Origin of the sequence: Bacteroides zhangwenhongii (assembly GCF_009193325.2) — a bacterium.
GTDB lineage: Bacteria > Bacteroidota > Bacteroidia > Bacteroidales > Bacteroidaceae > Bacteroides > Bacteroides zhangwenhongii.
Genome location: NZ_CP059856.1, coordinates 3,070,644 through 3,090,338, shown reverse-complemented (window position 1 = coordinate 3,090,338; position 19,695 = coordinate 3,070,644). Strand labels below are relative to the sequence as shown.

Annotated in this window: 12 protein-coding genes; 4 read left to right on the top strand and 8 right to left on the bottom strand. The window is 43.7% G+C overall.

The annotated features are described in order from the left end of the window. Positions 1–40: 40 nt before the first annotated feature. On the bottom strand, positions 41–3,040 hold the full coding sequence (locus GD630_RS12360) for a polysaccharide lyase family 8 super-sandwich domain-containing protein (protein ID WP_143868391.1): 3,000 nt from the start codon (positions 3,038–3,040) through the stop codon (positions 41–43). A 230-nt stretch (positions 3,041–3,270) separates the two neighbouring features. Here GD630_RS12360 and GD630_RS21355 point away from each other — a divergent pair, with 230 nt between their 5' ends. Further along, on the top strand, positions 3,271–3,618 hold the full coding sequence (locus tag GD630_RS21355) for a heparinase II/III family protein (RefSeq protein ID WP_143868389.1): 348 nt from the start codon (positions 3,271–3,273) through the stop codon (positions 3,616–3,618). Beyond that, entirely contained in the window at positions 3,615–4,067 is a 453-nt protein-coding gene (locus GD630_RS21350) for a heparinase II/III domain-containing protein (RefSeq protein ID WP_238482907.1), read from the top strand. Before GD630_RS21355 ends, GD630_RS21350 begins: the two co-directional genes overlap by 4 nt. 507 nt (positions 4,068–4,574) lie before the next feature. Here the strand turns inward: GD630_RS21350 and GD630_RS12350 are convergent. From GD630_RS12350 to GD630_RS12320, 7 genes are all read right to left on the bottom strand, one after another. After that, positions 4,575–7,136: a DUF4962 domain-containing protein gene (locus GD630_RS12350; protein WP_143868385.1), complete on the bottom strand. Its 2,562-nt coding sequence runs from the start codon at positions 7,134–7,136 to the stop codon at positions 4,575–4,577. Between the two features lie 95 nt (positions 7,137–7,231). Beyond that, on the bottom strand, positions 7,232–8,887 hold the full coding sequence (locus tag GD630_RS12345; protein ID WP_143868383.1) for a DUF6562 domain-containing protein: 1,656 nt from the start codon (positions 8,885–8,887) through the stop codon (positions 7,232–7,234). 39 nt (positions 8,888–8,926) lie between these two features. Continuing rightward, the gene (locus tag GD630_RS12340; protein ID WP_143868382.1) at positions 8,927–9,943 is read right to left on the bottom strand and encodes a DUF6562 domain-containing protein; all 1,017 of its coding nucleotides are present in this window, start codon (positions 9,941–9,943) and stop codon (positions 8,927–8,929) included. 12 nt (positions 9,944–9,955) lie between these two features. Continuing rightward, entirely contained in the window at positions 9,956–10,678 is a 723-nt protein-coding gene (locus GD630_RS12335) for a DUF3575 domain-containing protein (protein WP_238482994.1), read from the bottom strand. Positions 10,679–10,769: 91 nt separating this feature from the next. Next, on the bottom strand, positions 10,770–13,367 hold the full coding sequence (locus tag GD630_RS12330) for a DUF4962 domain-containing protein (RefSeq protein WP_143868378.1): 2,598 nt from the start codon (positions 13,365–13,367) through the stop codon (positions 10,770–10,772). 29 nt (positions 13,368–13,396) lie between these two features. Then, complete coding sequence (locus GD630_RS12325) at positions 13,397–15,079, bottom strand: RagB/SusD family nutrient uptake outer membrane protein (RefSeq protein WP_143868376.1); 1,683 nt, start codon at positions 15,077–15,079, stop codon at positions 13,397–13,399. 25 nt (positions 15,080–15,104) lie between these two features. Beyond that, positions 15,105–18,281 (bottom strand): SusC/RagA family TonB-linked outer membrane protein, encoded by a 3,177-nt coding sequence (locus tag GD630_RS12320; protein ID WP_143868375.1) that lies wholly within the window; start codon positions 18,279–18,281, stop codon positions 15,105–15,107. 498 nt (positions 18,282–18,779) lie between these two features. Here GD630_RS12320 and rplM point away from each other — a divergent pair, with 498 nt between their 5' ends. Both rplM and rpsI read left to right on the top strand, forming a co-directional pair. Beyond that, entirely contained in the window at positions 18,780–19,241 is a 462-nt protein-coding gene (gene rplM / locus GD630_RS12315) for a 50S ribosomal protein L13 (protein WP_143868373.1), read from the top strand. 6 nt (positions 19,242–19,247) lie between these two features. Then, positions 19,248–19,634: a 30S ribosomal protein S9 gene (gene rpsI / locus GD630_RS12310; protein ID WP_005679151.1), complete on the top strand. Its 387-nt coding sequence runs from the start codon at positions 19,248–19,250 to the stop codon at positions 19,632–19,634. The last annotated feature ends 61 nt before the right edge of the window (positions 19,635–19,695 follow it).

Below are 19,695 nucleotides of genomic sequence, written 5' to 3'. Positions count from 1 at the left end.
AACAGGATATTTTTTACTTTCATGATATTTCTGTGTTTCACTACTTGGATATTTCTATAACAATCGGTGTAGCGGCATAGAGGTCACTTTGATAATTGTATTTCTTTTCATCGCGGATATCGGGTAGCTCTACTACTATTTTTGAACCGCCTTTGGCAGGACTTATGGTAACAGTTTCTCCTTCGAGTTTCTGCATTCCTTTGGTTTGATAAACGTACGTTCCGGCTTTCAAAGACATATTCGTATAGAAAGTCAGCGTTTGCTTTTTGCCGTCAGGCATCGGGTTGCTGACGGATAATGTCCAACTATTGCCATTGTCACGCAACATAATCAAGGCTACATCTTCAGAAGTAACTTCCATCTTGCCGACGGAAGCAGTTCCGGGTTTGAAGAACGCATACTGCCAGGTTTTGTCGGCGGCAGAGTAAGCTGCGTGGCTGGATGCCGCATTTTGTGTAGTAGCGATGTCTTTCTGTAAGTCTGCTACTTTGGCTTTCATCTCTTCTTTGCTGACGTTCGGTACCAGGTAGTAAACATAGTTATCGTCCAGTTCGCTTCCGGGATTCATTCCATGATTGAGTGCAATGATGAAGTTTGGCTTCTTATTTGCAATCTTCAGGTCGGTAGTGTTCACCTCTTTTCCGGTTTTTATCAACAGTTCAAGCTTATTCTTAGGTAAGATGATGTATCCCTTCTCTCCTTGATGAATCCAACAAAGAGAAGTAATAGCTTCTTGGCGGTTTATTGATTCGCCCGGTTTCACCGTTTGTTCTTTACCGTTGATGCACAAAGTCAGTGGCTGGTTGAAAACAGACTGGTCGATGAAAGTTGCGATTCCCTGTTGTTGTCCCGGACGGAGACGTGCAATACCACTTCCCAATGCGATAATCTTGTCTTCAATGAAATGATAAGATTTGAAAGCCGTCGCCGAACTATACGTTTCTTTAGTCAGGTGGTGATAAATACCCATACCGGCTTTTCCATCAGCCAATACACCGGAAATTTTATTTAGCCCGGGCAAGGATGCTTGTGCTCCACCTTTAGCCGGTAGCGGATCTGTGCGCCATTCTTCTGTCAATCCGGGTACAGCATGCCAGTCATAATTTTTTAGTACCTGGCTGGCGTATTCGTCTCCACGTACTTTGAGTTGTAGAATACCATAACCCAAATGCCATGATTTGCGTACTTTGTCGAAGTCTTCGGCTCCTACTGTACGTTCCGATTTTAGTTTCAGTGAACAATAGAAAGGCTTTTCATTTTCGCCACGGCGATGGACGAGATATTCATTAACCCAATATGCATCCGTGCCGGAATACTCGTATGTATTTGCCTTGATTTTATCAACAGTGGCTTGCAATTCTTCCACTCCTGTCAATTTGGTGTTTTTGCTACATGCTTTCAGCATTTCATTGACAGCTTCCGGATATTTCCGGGTTGCGAACTTTTGTAAGTTATTCAAATAAGAACGTCCTGACACAAGGAAATCCATGTGTTGTTTATAAAATAGTTTAGGGTAAACGTTTAATAAACGGTCTAGTTGGAACTGGTAATATTTATCGTCTACTTTGAACTTCGTGTTTTGGAAATATCTATATCCGGTATTGCAGTCTGTCAACCACTCGAATCCATAAGCTACCATTGCGGCATCGGTCGCATTGGCAATGTGATGAGAGATAGTACCGTCCGGTTGAAATCCCGACTGGATATATTTATGCGCCGGAATATTATATTTAGTCATCCAGCGGCTGACATCGGTAATAATTCCCTGTGGGCTCCATCCCGGTGAAAAACTGAAACCTTTGAAAGGCTTGTCATTATAGAAATCGCTATACCAGTATTGAACATATGTGAGAGGACGGTTATAGTCTGCCCAAATAAGCGGTAACGCCAACATTGTACGTGAACGATGTCCAAGATTGGCATCTGCCCAGGCACCGGATGAATAAAGCGTATCCTGTATTTCTCCCCAACGTTCTTTCGGGTTGTCAATCGCCCTGCGGCTCTTTACAATCGACATAAATAGCTGATTATAGCGAATTAAAGCATCGTGCACTTTCAGGCAAGTTTCATCATTTTCTTGCATTCCTTTCAAAATGTCAGGCATCAGATAGAGTGTAGGTACTACTAAAGGATCTGTCAAAGTCCATTGATGAGTAGGGATCTGATGTCCCGCCAACTTATGAGCCTGGAGCAGACTGAAGCCATCTCCGGTGCAATTGCCGATAGGTTTACCATCTATTTCAACGTCCTTTCCTTCGATAGGGACAGAAAGGGTATAGGCCAATATTGCCTTATATAAAGCTTCGCGTAATTCTTTGCGTTTTTCGGGAGTCCCTTTGGGACCATACACATTTGAGGTGGCATAAGAGTAACCGAGTCCACCGATTTGACAGGCAACTTCAGCCCAGTCATATTCGATTGTATGAGTATTCGTGTATTCATTTTTAGGGTCGAATACTCCTTTATAATCTGCCGGATGGGCAGTATAACATTTGAATCCCTCAAAACGTCCGTCATTATTTTCCAGTTCTATAATCTTTTCGGCAACTTCTTTATCAGAATACGTTTTCCGTCCGTACAGGCGGTTGTTTTTTATAGTACCGGGTGTGTACCGTTTGTACAGTAGTGACCATAAAGTACCTTTTACGATACGTACTGTGATTTTAAATTTCTTGATTTGCTTATTTCCGTCTTTCAGAGCGATAGTGAGGATGCTTGAAGAAGGTTCAGAACCGGTATTCTTCTTTTTGTCTACTACCAATACTCCCATGATTCGGTTGGACAGGTCGTATCGGGTTTCTATTCTGAACAGTTCCTTTTCATCCTGCTCTATGATTTCAAATTTATATCCTTTGGGAATGGGAGAGGTCAGTACATCTTTATTTCTTTCCAAATGAATACGTCCGGTCACTTCCGTACCTGCCGGGCTATTGATAGGAATATCGAAATAAGTGGCAAATATTTTTTCTCCCGCATTTGCCGGGAAATAAGTAATGAAGCATATCAGATATGCAACAAAGAGTAATAACTTCTTTTTCATGGTATATATGTTTTTAATATGTATCTCTTTGATTTCCGGTCGTGGTGTGAACGTGCGGCAAATGTACGTATCTTGCTGGTAAGTCACTTTTGATTTTATCTAAAATACTTTCAATATTCACTTTTGTATGAAAGTAAAAGTGGAATGGAAGGAATTAAAAGCCCTGATAGGAATAATAGGCTACATTTGCTTCATTATTATTTAATACTTGATTTCATTATTAGAAAACCATGAAGAAAATCATTTCATTTCTGTTATTACTTTATTTCGTTTGTCTGTGGGCAGAAGCACAGGAAAAGAAAAACGAACCAGTGCAGGCTATCACTTTTAATGAGGAGATTTTTGCCCTGCTCAATTTGGATTATCCGGGGTTGGAAAAAGTGAAAGATGCCTATAGGCATGGCAATGTGGAAGACGCCTCCCGTTTCTTACTGGAGTATTATCGGATGCGTAAGGAAGTGGTAAATCCTGCCATCAATTTGAAAAAGATATCAGTAAGTAAAACCGACCAACAGTGGGCTGATGACGCCTTAAAACATACTGTATTGGTGACCGACCCCCCGGTTATAAGGGATTGAAACATCGTCGTTCCGTGTTTTTTGTGGATAACAGTTATTTTGTGATTGTAGATGAGGCTATAGGCGAGGCAGAAGGTACGGTGAATCTACACTATCAACTGGCGGAAGGTGAGGTGAAAATAGATAAGAATAGTAGTCGTGTCATTACTGACTATCCCGGAGAGAGTAATGTGTTACTGCAATGCTTTAGCCCCAAAGGAACGGAAATGATTGAAGAAGAAGGCTGGTATTCATTGTTCTATCGCGAACGTGCAAAGCGCCCTGCCATAGCGTTCAACATAGATAAAAAAAGCGGTACGCCTGTGCGTTATGTCACCGTCATTTATCCACAAAAGAAGGTGGATACTTCCATGAAAATTTCCGCACGCATTAAAAAGGCTATGGAAGATAAGCTGGAAGTAGAGGTGAAGATAGACGGTAAGAAGTGTACGCTGAAGTATCAACTTTGATTTTCTAAAGAATAAATGTGTTTATTCACTGTATAAGGTAATGAGATAGTGGTTGTGTAAAGATTGTTTGGACGGGTAATTGTTCTATTGTTTTACTATTTAGAAGGGGGCTGAGAAGATGTTTACATTTCTATGCTCCCTTTTCCTTACAATAAACTCCTCTTTTTGAATAAACGCTGTTTGGATTTATAATAAACTTTCGAATAGTTTATTAAAAACGGTATTCGAGTTTATTAAAAACGTTTTTTTAACCTATTGAGGAAACGTAATTGAATAATTGATACAAAAATGGTCGGGAATCTACAGTGATTCCCGACCGTTCTCTGTCTTAGGACACCTTGTGATGCCCTGCACTATAGTCTATATGTCTTTATTTATGTACTATTTATCTTCATTTCTCTGTTTATTGCTACCACAAATATACGAAATAAAAATGCGAAAGTCAAGACTTCCGCATTCCTTATGATTAATATTATATTTATATTGTGGAGTACGCAGCATCCCGCGTCATCGTGCAACTCGTGTTGAAACCGGAATATAATCCATTTGTTCCGTAACCCGGTATCTACCGTCTGAAGTATCATATAGCAGGGAAGAATATAGATATTTCCGCAAATAAGTTCCGTTGTTGATGGTCGGATTATCAGAAGAATAGCTGAATATAGCGTCACTTGCCTGATGGGTGACATTCAATTCGGCAGGACGTGAACTATCCAGGATGGCTTTTATTTCGTATTCTCCACATTGGAAAGTATCCCCTTTCCGTATGACATTGGAACTTTCTCCTGAATTTGAATTGTCCTTGATTTGTATAATCGTCAATATCCGGTTCTTGGAACTGGGTGCAAAAGTAGCTGTCAAATGCCATTGGTTAGGATATAGTGGCGAAGGTTCCGGCAAAGGGGGCACTACAAACTGGTCTGTTTGCGTGATTTGACTTGCTTGGTCACTGAATTGTTGAGTGATGGTGGTAAATCCTTTGGTCGGGTGGGTAGTAGACAGGATATGCTGCTCCTGTTGGATGGAAAATTGGGTAGGGCTATGCAATAACCAATCCCAACGAACAGGCTCGGATGCTTCCAATTCATCGTAAATAACTACGATATCCGGATGCAGCATTAAAAGGTGGCGGCGATAAAGGGTAAGGGGAGTCGTCCCGAATCCGTTGTCTGGTGTTTGGGTGATACCTGCTGCCTTGAAAGCGGCTATCCACATTGGATCATCACTGATGCCGCTGTATGCATGGGATGCATCACCGAGACAATAAGAGATGTGGTCACCACCCATAGCACGAGTGATATTTCCATACCCTTTTGTGGAGTAAGGTTGTCCGATACCATTGACTAATATCGTGTTGTGCGCACGCGTATGTCGATAAGACATTAAGTTGTGTGCATCAGAAAAATTGAGATAGTATCCACTGCTCCGGTAAATGTCCGCACCTTGATAAAGTAAATTGAAACTATTTTGATTGGATACCGTATGGCTGCCAGAACCGAAAGTGCTGGAACGGAAACAGAGGGAGAGATTCTGGTCGGTGTGTGCAAGGTCGGAATGGATAACTACTTCACCGGCATCTTTGTACCAAATTAATTTCGGATTGTTGGATGGGAAGTCAGTAGCATACGTTTGGTTGCGTACCATGCGATAGAGACGTAATTCGTAATCTTTCCGCAAAAGACTTGCCGATTGGGCGGCATACCATCCGGCGTATGGATCTCCGGTTTCCCGTGCGATGAAATCCGCAAAGGAGATACGTTGCCGATTGGGCTCATCTCCTTTTTCGCTGCCGTCACCGAAGCCCGCACTTTTGGAAGCGGGCGGCCAGGTGTAGGCCATTGCCTTGCCTGCATTCTGATACCAGGGATGTTGCAGGAAGTCTTTTTGTGTAATGGAGGAAAAGAGAGAGGGCATATAATAGAGAGTTTTGACGTTGGCATTGAAATATCCCGCTCCATTGTGCCATACACCATCCCGGTTGAAACCTGATGCGGGAGCACGGGCAGTCCATAACTCATAGTAGTATTCCAGCATGGGGAGTATTTCTTCTGTATAGCTGCTTTTGTCGTAGAGTACAAAGGCGGCTTGAAATAGTATGCGCATATTGTGCTGCCAAAAATGGTTGTCGAAAATATGGTTCTCTTGCATTCCGCAATACAGTTTGAAGTAGTATCTGGAAACACGCATCAAAAGATTCTCTATTTCTTGTTTCTCGTTGGGAGTAAGGGTATCATAGAGTAAATCATAAATCTCTATGAAGCTGATAGCGATGTCGGTAGCTCCGAAGTTGGAAGCAAATAGCTGTGCGTCGGATGCCGGATTCTTTAAAAGGACGTTCAGGATTTCATGCATTTTATCTGCATATATCGTTTGTTGTGTTAAGTAGTAGGCTTGATAGAGATGCTGGATAGATACTTTGATGGCCTCTGCCTGGTCGTAGGGGTTGGGCAGGCTGGGGTAATCTGTCGTCATTGCGGCCTTGGCGCGACTGATAAGTTCGGGATATTCCGGATGGGAGGTCACGTTGCGGCGTGCCTGTTCGATGCCATCGTCCAGGAAACAAAAAAGTCGTGGATGGGTGCGGGGAGCATTGTTCAGGAATACGTCGAATGCAGGAGTCACGAACTTGGGAGTTTCGTCTTTGACTTCAAAAGAGTATGTTTCACTCCAGGGCTGTTCGCTGCCGTCAGAAAGGACGGAGCGGAAACGCCAGTACCAAATACCGCTTTTCAGGGTTTTGTGTATATTATACATACACCAGCTTTTAGGGGTGGAAAGAATCGTTTCTGTTCCTGAGAAGTCTGCTTGGTTGGAGAGGGAAAATTGAAGTTTGTCTCCGGTTTTCATAGCTTGGGGAACAATGAAGGGAGCCGGATTGATATAGATTTCATTATCCGCCTTCGGATATGGCTTTTCACGGAGCTTGTCGTGCAAAGCATCGGGAGCTTCGGCAGGAGTTTCTGTATCTTGCCCGGTTGTATAGGGAAGAGAATCATCGCTACAGGCAATTGCCAGGCATAGACAAGCTAAAAGGCTGAAAAGAGTTTGGAAGCGGAAGATTGTTTTCATAGGAATAATTTCATTAAGGATTGACTAAGAAAAAAGGAGAAAATATGATAAGCAAGGCTTATTGTGTGGAGCCTTGCTTATCATATTTTGGTTGTTTATTCTAAGACGGTAAGGATAGGACGAATCTGGCCTCTAATACCATCAGCACCAGTAGGATCAGCAGTATTAAATATGGTTTGAGCTTTGGCGAAAGTGCTGTTCCATATATGATTTTTAAATAAAATAGGAATTATAGCCTTATTTTCTATATTACTGGGAATCAGATAGCGGTCTGCTGTTGCATGAACAAATTTATTTGCTCCTATGCCATCTACTGCTGTAACAAACAGATTGTTCAGAGCTATTTCATCACTGCCAAAATAAACGCCCATTATTCCTTTTAGTTGCTGAATGGAAGGAATATACCATCCGCTTGATTTTCCAGGAGTTGTAGTTGCATCTTTGAAAGTTTTGAACGCTTCGAGCAAAGGATAACTTTCTGAATAATTTGTATAACGGCTATCCGCAAATAGCGCCTTCGTATTTTGATAACCTATTGAACTTGTTAATTCTAAGCCTGTGAAATCAATAGTTTTACCCATTGTTTTGTTACAGAAAGCCAAACGGTCGTTATTGGGAGCACTTTCCAATGCCATAACATATCCTTTGATGCGTGCATAATCCCCAGCGTAGTCACTCGCTTTTTCTCCATTTTGAGCGTCTACTGCATATACGACACCGATACAAGTCTTTTCACTGTTCAATGTAGTCGACCATGTTCCGTCAGAATAATAGTAATCACCTACTTCCATGGCTAGAGTCGGGTCTGTAGGCTCTATATTTTCTTCGTTGCTTGTCCAATCGTCATCGAAGCCGACATCTACTTTTCCATTATTGGTTGCTTCTGCTACCAAATGCCCTTTAGCTTGTGTACAACGGTTGCGAATTACCGAAACCCCTGCCGGAATAGCTGTAGAACGTAATTCTATATCTGATGCATCTTTGAATGTCAGTTTGATTTCACCCAAAGCATCATCTGCCGGTGCTGCGAACACATAATAAGAGAACAATTTCAAATCAGTATCTCCTTTGCCAAGAGCAGCGGCTTCTGATAAAGTTGCCGGTATTAAAGTAGTGGAGACACTTCCATCTTCTACATTGAATCCTTGTGGTACTTTATGGCTTACAGAAACTTTGGCACATTTCTCAAAATTGGTCTTATTTTTCTCAGATACGATAATTTTAGCAAACGGACGTTTCAAGGTTGCGTCGAAAGATTCTATGTCTTCAGTCTTTGTGAACTCCTGTGCAGCAAAGAATGCGTCACAGGCATCAGTGTTATAAAGCAACGAAGCATCTTTCAACGTAATGTTCTTGAGGTCGTTAGTATCATAGAATTTATCGGCATAGTGTCCGTTTACCTGTCCGGTTCCTGTGGCAACGAAATCCGCCCACATCAGGAATTTATAGTTGCCCGGTTCAAGAGCGAATTCGAAAGAAATCTTGCCATCTACCGCGTCAAGGTCTAGTTTTTCATCCCGATACATTAATTCAGGATTGTTTCCTGTGCTCCAAATTTCAAGGATACAACGCAGGTCATGGTCGTTTGCTGTCGGTAAGGCACGTGTTTTCACTCCTTCAGTAGGAAGCTGTGCTGAAATACTGACGAGTTTACTTTTGCTGCCCGGAGTACTTGGAGCTTCTTCTTGACTACATGAGGCAAATAATGCCATAAACAGAGTCACTGCTAAATAAAAAAAGTTCTTTTTCATAATGTAATGATTAAAGTGTATATTAATTGTTTCTGTTTCTTATAATCTGTCCAGATCCACGATGATGTCATCGTCAAAATCCGTGTCGATGTCTATCCCCGGATTGGCACTTAGGAATTTGCCGCGAACCGTTGTCAGATGGTTTTGCTTATAAGGTACTTTCAGATTCCGGTAGCGGGCTACTACGTTACTCTTTTCATTGGTTATTTCGATAGTCAGTGAGACGAAAGAACCTTCTCCGTTCACGAATACATAATCGAAGCCGATTGGCAACTCTTCCGTACCTTCTGTAGGAAGAGGGATGGATTTACTGTAAGACACATATTGCAGCGGATGTTTCACTTGTCCGGTCAGAGCGTTGAAACCCGTAGTCAGATAATAGCCATATTTGATACTGATAGTAAATTGGTTTCCGGTGATTTCCTTATCCTTTATCTTTTTCAGGAATTTGTCTACATCCGTGGCTATCAACTCATAGCGGGCCAACGGGCGGACCATTTGGATGTCGATGGGAACAATGGCATTCCACTGGTCCCGATACGGAGTGAGATTCAGTGCGGCAGTTCCATAAAAAGCATCATAATAGTTGGAATTGCCTTTGTAAGACCCTGCACGCAAGATACGTTCCATATTGCCGGTATCATAGAAGAGCGTGTAATTTCCTTCCTGATTGCGAATATAATCTGCCCATACCACCAGTTGGTATTTGCGGGCGTGCAGTTTCATGGAGATAGGCAGGCTGACACTGGATTGTTCGGGACGGACAGCTTCATAAATCTCCTGGCGTGCCACTTCTTCCTTTCCCTCGTAAGCAATGACAGTGAAACGATAATTGTAGCCACTGGTAGTGGCGGCACGTGTATTATTAATTTCCAGTGGCGCAAGATTCATATCCAAAGTTACTTCGGACATGATATTCACTTGTGTAGGGTCTACTCCTTTGGTTCCGTCGGCAGTCAGTTCGGGTTCTTCATAAAGACAACTGCTGACGATAGCTGGTAAAAGCATCAGTAGTGCTCCTAAGTGGATGAATGTAGTATATATCTTATTTTTCATGATTTCCAAGGTTTAAAAACGATAAGACAAGGATAGACCGATACGGGTGATTCCCCAATAATTCCGGGTTTCTGTTCCAATCTGCGCCCCATTATCTATGTTATAATAAGTATTGTATTTTATATGGGCATAGCCGGCTCCCAAAGAGAACTCCGCTCCCCAATGCTTGGACAGGGGAAGTAAGTAGCCGTAACTTACACCTGCTCCTAATAACGGACGGTCTGTATTTTGGTAACGGTCTTTCTGCCATTTCACGTTGAACCAGGCAACGTGGGCATGCAGCCCGAAGAAGTGTCCGTCACCGGGGTGCTTCAACCACCAGCGCCCTTCCGGCTGAATGGCTACCGTTCGTACCGCATGTTTCTGACTGATATCCCAAAAGCTGCAAATTACAGGTAGCTCTACGGAGATATGCTTGCAGAACTGCATTTCAAATGCCAAATTAGGAAGCCCTGCCGCATCGTAGGCGATATTGCTCTTTAGAGCTATATAACGTTCGGAATGATTTCCTTTTTCCTTTTTAGTAGTAACCACTGCTTTTTTGGTCGTCACTACTTTCTTAGTTGCGACTTCTTCTTTAGAAGCCGTTCCCTTTCTGGAAGCCGCTTCCGGCTTTTTCCCAGTTTCCGTCAACGGCTTGAAGACGATTTCGTTTTCGTCGGCCGAGGTTTGTATTCGGGGCTTCTTCTGCTGAACTTTTTGTGGGTTCTGTGGTTGTTGAGGCTCTTGCTGCATGGCGGGAGAACCGGCTGCCGGACTCATAGAGCACAGCAACAGAAGGAAGCCTTGTACTAAATATCTTTTCAGTTTCATAGCATTATTGTTTTTAGATTTCCAGTTCCGGAAGTTTATCTGTCAATGTTGTCTCATAACCATCTTCCCGCACGATAGTAGCACCACCTTTATAAGTAATATTCACATCTTCCCCTACTTTCGTACTGCGTATAAAAAACATCGGCATGCCTTCCGCGGAAGTATTTACCTTGATAATCCAGCTTCCTACTTTGATTCTTCCGTCCTTCAGTATCACTGGTTCGGCTGCCGGTCTGGCAAGAGCGTGCGTATTGATAACCGTTGCAAAGCGGTATACCTTTTGTTTGGATGAAGTCGCTGTGAAATGCCAGTGATTGGCATAAGGGGCGAAGTTGCCTTTGCTATCTGCACGCAACCAGTTTACGGCAGGAATAAAGAACTTATCCGTAGTTTCGGTAGCCAACTTGCCACTGGAGAACAGATAAGCGTCAGAAGCTCCGTTTTTGTTGGTTGCCTGTATGTGCACATAGTCCTGATTCTCCTTCACAGTCATCGGATTGATAACAGTATGCAGCAGATAACTCCACGTCACGGGCTCGTCAGCTTCCAGTTCATCGTAAATGAATACTAGTCCGGAAGTTCCCAATTCGACAATGTGGCGACGGAAAGTCTTTAGATGGTTCTCATCCCAACCGTTGGCAGGCGAGTAATCCAGTTTTGACTGTTTTCCGCGTTCCAGCCATAAAGGAGAAATCACTTTGCCGTATGCGTTGGAAGCGTCGCCTACTACATAACCAATCTTCTCACCTACATAATAGCGGGGAATCCATCCATAACCTTCTGTTCCGATACGCTGCCCCATGCCGTTCACTAATATAGTATTGTGGGCGCGGGTAGCACGGTGGCAATACAAGCTGTGCTCATCGATAAAACTGATATGATGTCCGCTGCTGTAAAACAAGGAACTGCCACCGTAGAAGGTATTGAATGCATTTTGATTGGCCAGCGCATGGGAAGTGGAACCATAAGGACTTGAACGGAAGCTAATCATAGCATTGCGTCCTACACTGTTCCAATTTGTCATGAAAGAAGCCAGTCCGGTTGCCGGGAATACGTAGCCCATAGGCAAATCCGCTAATCCTGCGCCTTGCGGCAGAGGCTTGTTGCATTGCAGGCGGAACCATGCCAAATCACCCGGTTTGGCCAAAAGTGCCTTTTTGAGGTAGTTTGGTTCTTTTTCGAGGGTGCGGCGGGTATAGTCTGCTGCATATGTATTTCCGGTAAGGCGGGCTAATGCATCCGTATAGCTTACCCGAATGCTATTGGGTCTTACTACATTTTGATGACTGCTACCATTGCCTCCTGATTTAGAGAAAGGCGGCTGCTGGAAAATTGTATACATGATGGAACCTTGATACCACGGGTCGCTGAAGAAATCGAAACCGCTTAATTTGCTATAATAATAAGGTACTTCTATCAAGGTACGAGTGTTGACAGTAAAATAAGAATCACCGTTGTGCCATCCGCCATCTTTGTTCAGACCGGGAAAACGCGCCAACCATACATTATAACAATAATCCACCCAGGTATCTGCTTCCGGCATCTCACCGTAGACACTGAAGGCAGCCATAGTGAAGATACGGAGGGTCATTTGCCATACGTGGTTATCGGCTATATGATTTTCCAGGCGATTGTTGAAGTTCGCGTAAAATTCTCCACCTCTGTGTTTGATTTCTTTCAATAATTGAGCCTTCAAATCATCCGATAGCAAATCGTAGAATGAATCGTATGCCATGGAACAGAGAGAAAGCATCGTTGCCGCATTGAAGTCACCGGCCACGTTTTGGTGGTCACTCCAACTAATCATTTCAAGTACACGGGCTATGGCTGCTTCATAATACCGTTTGTCCTGTGTCAGCAGATAAGCACGTATCAAGGCTTCCGTATTGGTTTCTTCTTTGTCTATGACACGGCGGCTTTCACGAGTAATTAACGCTTGCCGTTTCACTTCATTATCCAGCTTTTCCGCACCTCTTGTGTCAATTTTGTCCACAGAAGGCATGGGAGAATTTACCGCTTTGTCCGCCACTTCGATATACCATTGATATTCCGTTGCAGACTTGCTCCTTTTCATAAAGTCCTTCCATTCATCCTTCATTACCCATACACGGGGATGGCTCTTCGGCAATCCTGACAGTACGGTTTTCAATGCGGGCGGACAGAACTTCTGCGGATTATCTTCCACGGTAAACTGAAGTACTTTAGACCAGATGGTCTTTCCTTTTTCTACATATCCATATTGCCAATACCACTTTCCAGCGACCAATGCCTTTTCCGGATTGAAAAACGGCCAGCGGGTATCGACCAATGTTACATTATTCTTTAATGCCGCATCTTGCGAGTAACGAACTTGATAGCATAACTTGGATTTATCCGTTTTTGGGGTAGCGGATTTAACTCCGTCTAGTAATTCTTCCGCCACGTTGACATCAGCGCGAAGCGGCCATAAAAAAGACACGGCACGGTCTTTTACCACTGCCTTATCCAGCGGGGACGGTGTGGTGCGCATCTCATGCATCAGTGTAGTATCCGTCAAGCGGATCGTCGGTTGGGCGTATGAATGAAGGAAAGCGATGCTCCCTATGATTGCGATATAAATGCTCTTTTTCATAATCTGTTATATTTCGGTCATTCCGGTGATTAATAATTAGGGTTGTTCTTATTTTCTAGCAGGTAATTTAATTGCAACTCGTCTGTCGGAATCGGGAATAACTCATGTTTACCTTTACGGAAGTTTTTCCCTGCCGGGTATCCGGTTGAAGTACTGGTATTGGCTGCACTGTTCTCAAAGAATAATGCCAATGCTTCCTGAATAATTCCCCAACGGATCAGGTCATATTTACGCTGTCCTTCAAAAGCCAGTTCGAATCCCCGTTCCCAATAGAGAGCCGTGCGGAATCGGCCTGCTTCATCTCCATCGTTGATGAAGTTGAGATTGTATACTTTGGGAGCTTTCAACAGACTTGCATAGTTCTCGGAAGTGATTTCGGTTGCTCCGGCACGTTTTCGGACACTGTTCAATAACTTCCAGGCTTCAGGCGTATTGTCCGTTTCATTAAAGGCTTCGGCCGCCATCAATACTACGTCCGCATAACGGATATAGCAGAAATTTACGTCAGTAACATTCGGATTCTTGTATCCGATAGGCATCCATTCGCGACGCCACTTACCGGGATACCAGTCTCTTCCACTTTTGTTTTCCACCTTTTTATGGCTGTAACTCGTTTTGTCCCAGTTGAATTTGTAGGTACAGACCATTACATCGCGACGTGCATCTCCGGCTTCAAAGAACTCTTTCCATTCGGGTACAACACGGAATAGCGCATTGGCACGTCCCATAAACTGATTGGCTTCCGTACTGGCAATGCCGGGTGCTGCTACCGCCGGGCCGATATACGTGCCCCAGTAACCTTTCGTTCCAGTATTGCCGTCGGGGCTGTAGAAGGCTACTTCAAACAAGCTCTCCTGTGAATCGAGCGTTCCTGCGGAGAATCCTTTGAATAATTCAAGATAGCCGGTAGTATAGAAATTGTGATAACCGTTTGTTTTGAATTCTTCCCACTCCCGGATGACAGCGTTAAAATATTCTCGGCGTTTGCTTTCATCCGGCTGGGTGATGGTTCCGTCCATTTGCAAGCTGTATCCGGCACGTTGCAATAATACGCGCATCAGTAGCGCTCTTGCTGAACCTTGGCTTGCCTTCTCGGGAGAAGAAGAAGCGTCTGCCCATGCAAGATGACCTTTAGCGAAGTTCAAATCATTGATAATTTGGTCATATATCGTTTCCCGGCTGCTGCGTGGCTGGTAAGTATGTTCGTAAGAATCGGAATAAGTCGTTTTGAAAGGAACATCCCCCCAGTAGCGTACCAGGCTGAAAGCATACAATGCCCGTAGGAATTTAGCTTCCGCTACCATTGCCTGCAAGTCCGTATCTCCTTCGTAATTTTCCATACCCTCGATACCTTGAATCGCATAATTGGCATAATTGATTCCTTGATAAAGGCCTTTCCAGGCATTATAGACATATTGATTGGCAGGGTTTAAGGTGTAGTGGGCGATATCCCGGCGGGTATTATCTGAATTTGTTCCTGAAGCATAGTAAGTGTCGTCGGAACAGGGAAGAGCCATCTCATAATCTCCGTAGAGAGTGGGTAACACACTGTAAACGCCAACGACTGCCATCTGTGCCTTGGCCTTGTCGGTGAAGAAATCCTTCTTCTCATAATAGGAATTAGGGTCTTCGGTCAGAGTGTCCAGGCAGGCACTATTTGTCAAACCGCAGAGAAGCAGGCAGAGTATATAGTATAAATTATTCTTTTTCATTTTCCTGTTGTTTTAAGAAGGTGGTCTAAAAGGTTATGTTAAGGCCGAATACGTAAGAACGGCTACGGGGATAAGCTCCGAAATCTACGCCGGGCGTCAGGTTGTTTCCTTTTGTTGATACTTCCGGGTCGAAACCGGAGTAGGGGGTCCATACAAACAAGTTACTTCCTGTCGCATAAAGGCGGAGATTTTGGATGGAAGCTTTCCGTATCCATTTCTTTGGAAAGTTGTATCCGATGGTTAAGTTACTTAATCGCAGGTAAGAGGCATCTTCCACAGCCCAAGAATGGATATATTTGTCCCCTTGTTCCATATCGTGTATGGAAGCTACGGTTTTACCGGCATTCAGGGCGGCGAGTTCCTGCGGGTCTGTGACGGTTGCACCTTCTTTGTTGATAGTCATCCAACGTTTGCTGCTGTTTGCCAGGTTCAGTACATTATATACAGTTTTTCCGGCTTGTGTATTGGTCAATTTGGTGGCGTTCAGCACTTCTGCACCATAAGAGAAGGTGAAGAAGGCAGTCAGGTCAAAGTTCTTGTACTTGAATGTGTTGCTTAAACCACCGTAAAAGACAGGGTTGGCATTACCGATGACTGTCATGTCATTCTCATCAATCACATCATTACCGTCTGTATTGGCGAATTTCCACATACCCGGCTGCACGGAACTACGGTCGCCCATACAGGGAATTCCATCTTTAAGGGTATAAGCCTGTGTGCGTACATCATAGTTGAAGTCCGAGACTTGATACAAACCTAATGTTTTGTATCCGTAGAATTGCCCGATGGGCTTTCCTACTTCAATCTTATGTGTCTTTTGAGCGTATCCGAATTTGGCTTCTTCCAGGAAATAGCTTTCGCCGGACAGCGCCTTGATGGTGTTTTTGTTATGAGACAGGTTCAGGTTTGTTGTCCATGTGAAGTTACGGCTTTGAATATTGGTAGAGCTGATGGTCAGGTCGACGCCGATATTCTGTGTCTTTCCGATATTCCGCATCATATTGGTGAATCCCGAAGAGCTGGGAACTCTCGAGTTTAAGAGCAAGTGTGTACTTTCATTTACGTAGAATTCCGGAGAAATGGTCAATCTTTGTCCGAAGAATCCCATATCAAGTCCGATGTTGAGGGTATTGTTCGATTCCCATTGTAAATTCCGGCTGACTATGGAAGACTGGACGTAACCGGGAGTCATGGTGCTGCCATTCGGATATACGGTGGAGTCCAATAATTCCAGGGAAGTATAGCTTGCGATGCGGTTGTTGCCTGCCATACCGTAACCTACTCTCAATTTTAAGTCGGAAAAAATATTCAGGTCTTTAATGAATTTTTCTTCTCCGATGCGCCATGCTGCCGAGATGGAAGGGAAGATTCCCCATTTGTTGTCTTTGCTGAACTTGGATGAACCATCGGCACGTAAAGTGGCAGTCAGTAAATATTTGTCGGCGAAGCTATAATTCAACCGGGTGAAGAAAGACAATAGTTTGTCGTCATAATTCACTCCGGACGTGATGGCTCCGGGAATCCCCAAGCTCATATCATCCAAACCTATATCATTATTCGGGAAGTTCGTTGCATTGGCCCTTATCGTGCGTGTCCATCGCGATACCCACTCCTGACCGAGCATCGCTATCATTTTATGTTTCTTTCTCTTATATTCGTAGTTCAATACGTTGGAAGTCTGGAAACTGCTATTTTCAGCATATTGGATATATCCGTTGATACTGGAGCGTTTCCCGATGCTGGACAGTTCTCCGTAAAAGACATCATTTCGGGTAGTCTGATAGCGTATGCCGGTGCTATTGCGGAAACTAAAGTTCTTTGTGAAGTTAAAGGTAAATCCGCCGTTTGCCTGGAAAGTTCGGAGTTGTCTGTTGTTGGTTTCCTGCGAGGCTGAGAGCAGCGGGTTTTGTACTGGGTTGGATTCATCGTCAATTATCTTATCCTCATTTTCCAGTAAGTCTTGATCGTTTCCATAGATACCGATAGTGGGGCGGTATTGCAGGATATGCTCCATTTTGTTGAAGCGGGTATTTCCGTCCGAAGTTCCCATACCGTATATTTTGCTTTGGTCAAAGCTGATCCGTGCATTCACCTGAATACGTTTAGAAGGCTTATGGGTGATATTGAACGAGATATTATGTTTGTCGTTCCCGCTAAACACCATGGCACCCATATCTTTGAAGTAGCTGTATCCGAGTGAATATTTCAATTCCTTGTTTCCTCCTGATATACGTACACGGTAGTTTTGGCTGGTTGCTGTTCTACCAAGCGTCTCTTCCTGCCAATCAATGCCCGGACGATTGCCATAGTTCTCATCGATTTCCAGGAAAGAACCGTATGTGGACTGGAAACTGGTGACTCCTTTCTCGCCCTGAAAAGCAAGACTGCGTTCATAATCCAGCAGTACGTATTCTTTGGTAGAGAGCACAGGAAGTTTGCGTACCAATGTCTTGAAGCCGATATAGCTTTCAAGACTGACAGACATTTTGCTCTCATTTGTACTTCCTTTCTTGGTCGTGATTACTACGACACCGTTGGCACCTCTGGCACCATAGATTGCCGTGGCGGAAGCATCTTTTAATATATCAATCGTTTCTACTTCGGCCGGGTCAAGGCTCGCCATACCGTCTTCACTAGGGAAACCGTCAATAATATAAAGAGGTTCGTTACTTTGGGTAATGGAAATACCACCGCGTACGCGTATGGATATGCTCGATCCCGGTGCTCCTTCACTTTGAGTAACTTGTACACCGGCTACCCGTCCTGCTAATGCTTGGCTGAGGTCGGAAGTAGGGACTTTCATCAGGTCTTCACTCTTTACGGAAACGACGGAGCCTGTCAGGTCACTGCGCTTGCTTGTTCCATAACCTACTACTACCACTTCATCCAATGCTTTCGCATCACTTTGCAGCGTCACGTTGATGACCGCTTTCCCTTTTACGGGGACTTCTTGTGTTTTCATTCCTATATAAGAAAATACAAGGATAGCCTTGGCGGCATTATCGACCTTCAGCCTGTAATTTCCGCTTAAATCACTGATTGAGCCGACACCGGAAGCACCTTTGAGGGTAATGTTGGCTCCGATGACTTCCAAGCCTTCCGCATCAATCACCTTTCCGGTGACCGTCAGGCTTTGGGCTTGAACTGTAAATGCGGTGCAAAGGCAAACCGCAAAAAGGAGAATTCTTTGAATGTTTTTCATATCAATTCTATTCGTTGTTTTCTGAGCTAAGAATCTATGGCAAAGGTATGGGCTTTTCGTATAAATGTTGTTTCCCTATTGTCTTTCCTTTATTTGAAAACTGATAATGGGCTTTTGAATTCGTCTAAAAGCTTTTTGATTTTATCCCGATACTCGCCAGAGGGCTTGTGGAAGGGGTGGAAATCTGTACTTTTTTCCTCGGTGCCGAAGCCTGTGTTCCTCGGTGGCGAACCATGCCTTCCCCGGTGCCGGACGGTGTCTTCCCCGGTGCCGGACTTTTGTATACCTTATTATCTACTCCTTGTCATTCAACCGAATAAATCCAAAAAAAGGAAGAATTTGTTTGCCAATTCAAAGAAAAGCCGTACTTTTGCAAGCCGATTATTATCACAAAATGATAAGAGATTAATTCATAGCGAGTTAGTCGTCCTTTGTCCGGGGAGGACTAATAAGTGGTGAAGAAATTTTAGTAGTAACATTTAAAAAACAAATTTAAGAGTGGATACTTTAAGTTACAAGACCATTTCTGCAAACAAGGCAACCGTAACCAAAGAATGGGTTATTGTTGACGCTACAGACCAGACTTTAGGTCGTCTGGGAGCAAAAGTTGCAAAATTGCTGAGAGGAAAGTACAAACCGAACTTTACTCCTCACGTAGACTGCGGTGATAACGTTATCATCATCAATGCAGACAAAGTAAAACTGACTGGTAACAAATGGAATGACAGAGTATATTTGTCATATACTGGTTATCCCGGTGGTCAGAGAGAAATGACTCCTGCCCGTTTGATTACAAAACCGAACGGTGAAGAGAGATTACTGAAAAAAGTAGTGAAGGGTATGCTTCCTAAGAACATTCTGGGAGCTAAATTGCTGAACAACTTGTATGTTTACGCTGGTAGCGAACACAAGCACGAAGCTCAAAGCCCGAAAATGATTGATATTAATTCATATAAATAAGATATAATGGAAGTAGTAAATGCATTAGGCAGACGTAAACGTGCTATCGCACGCATATTCGTAAGCGAAGGTACAGGAAAGATTACTATTAACAAGAGAGACCTTGCAGAGTACTTTCCATCAACTATTCTTCAGTATGTTGTAAAACAACCATTGAACAAGATTGGTGCTGCTGAGAAGTATGACATCAAGGTTAACTTGTGTGGTGGTGGTTTCACAGGTCAGTCTCAGGCTTTGCGTCTGGCAATCGCCCGTGCACTGGTGAAAATCAACGCTGAAGACAAAGCTGCTCTTCGTGCTGAAGGCTTCATGACTCGCGACCCGCGTTCTGTTGAACGTAAGAAACCGGGACAGCCGAAAGCTCGTAGAAGATTCCAGTTCAGCAAGCGTTAATGGGCTGCCTGACAGAGGAATATGTTTAGTATCTAAACTACTGGGACTCTGCTTGCGGACT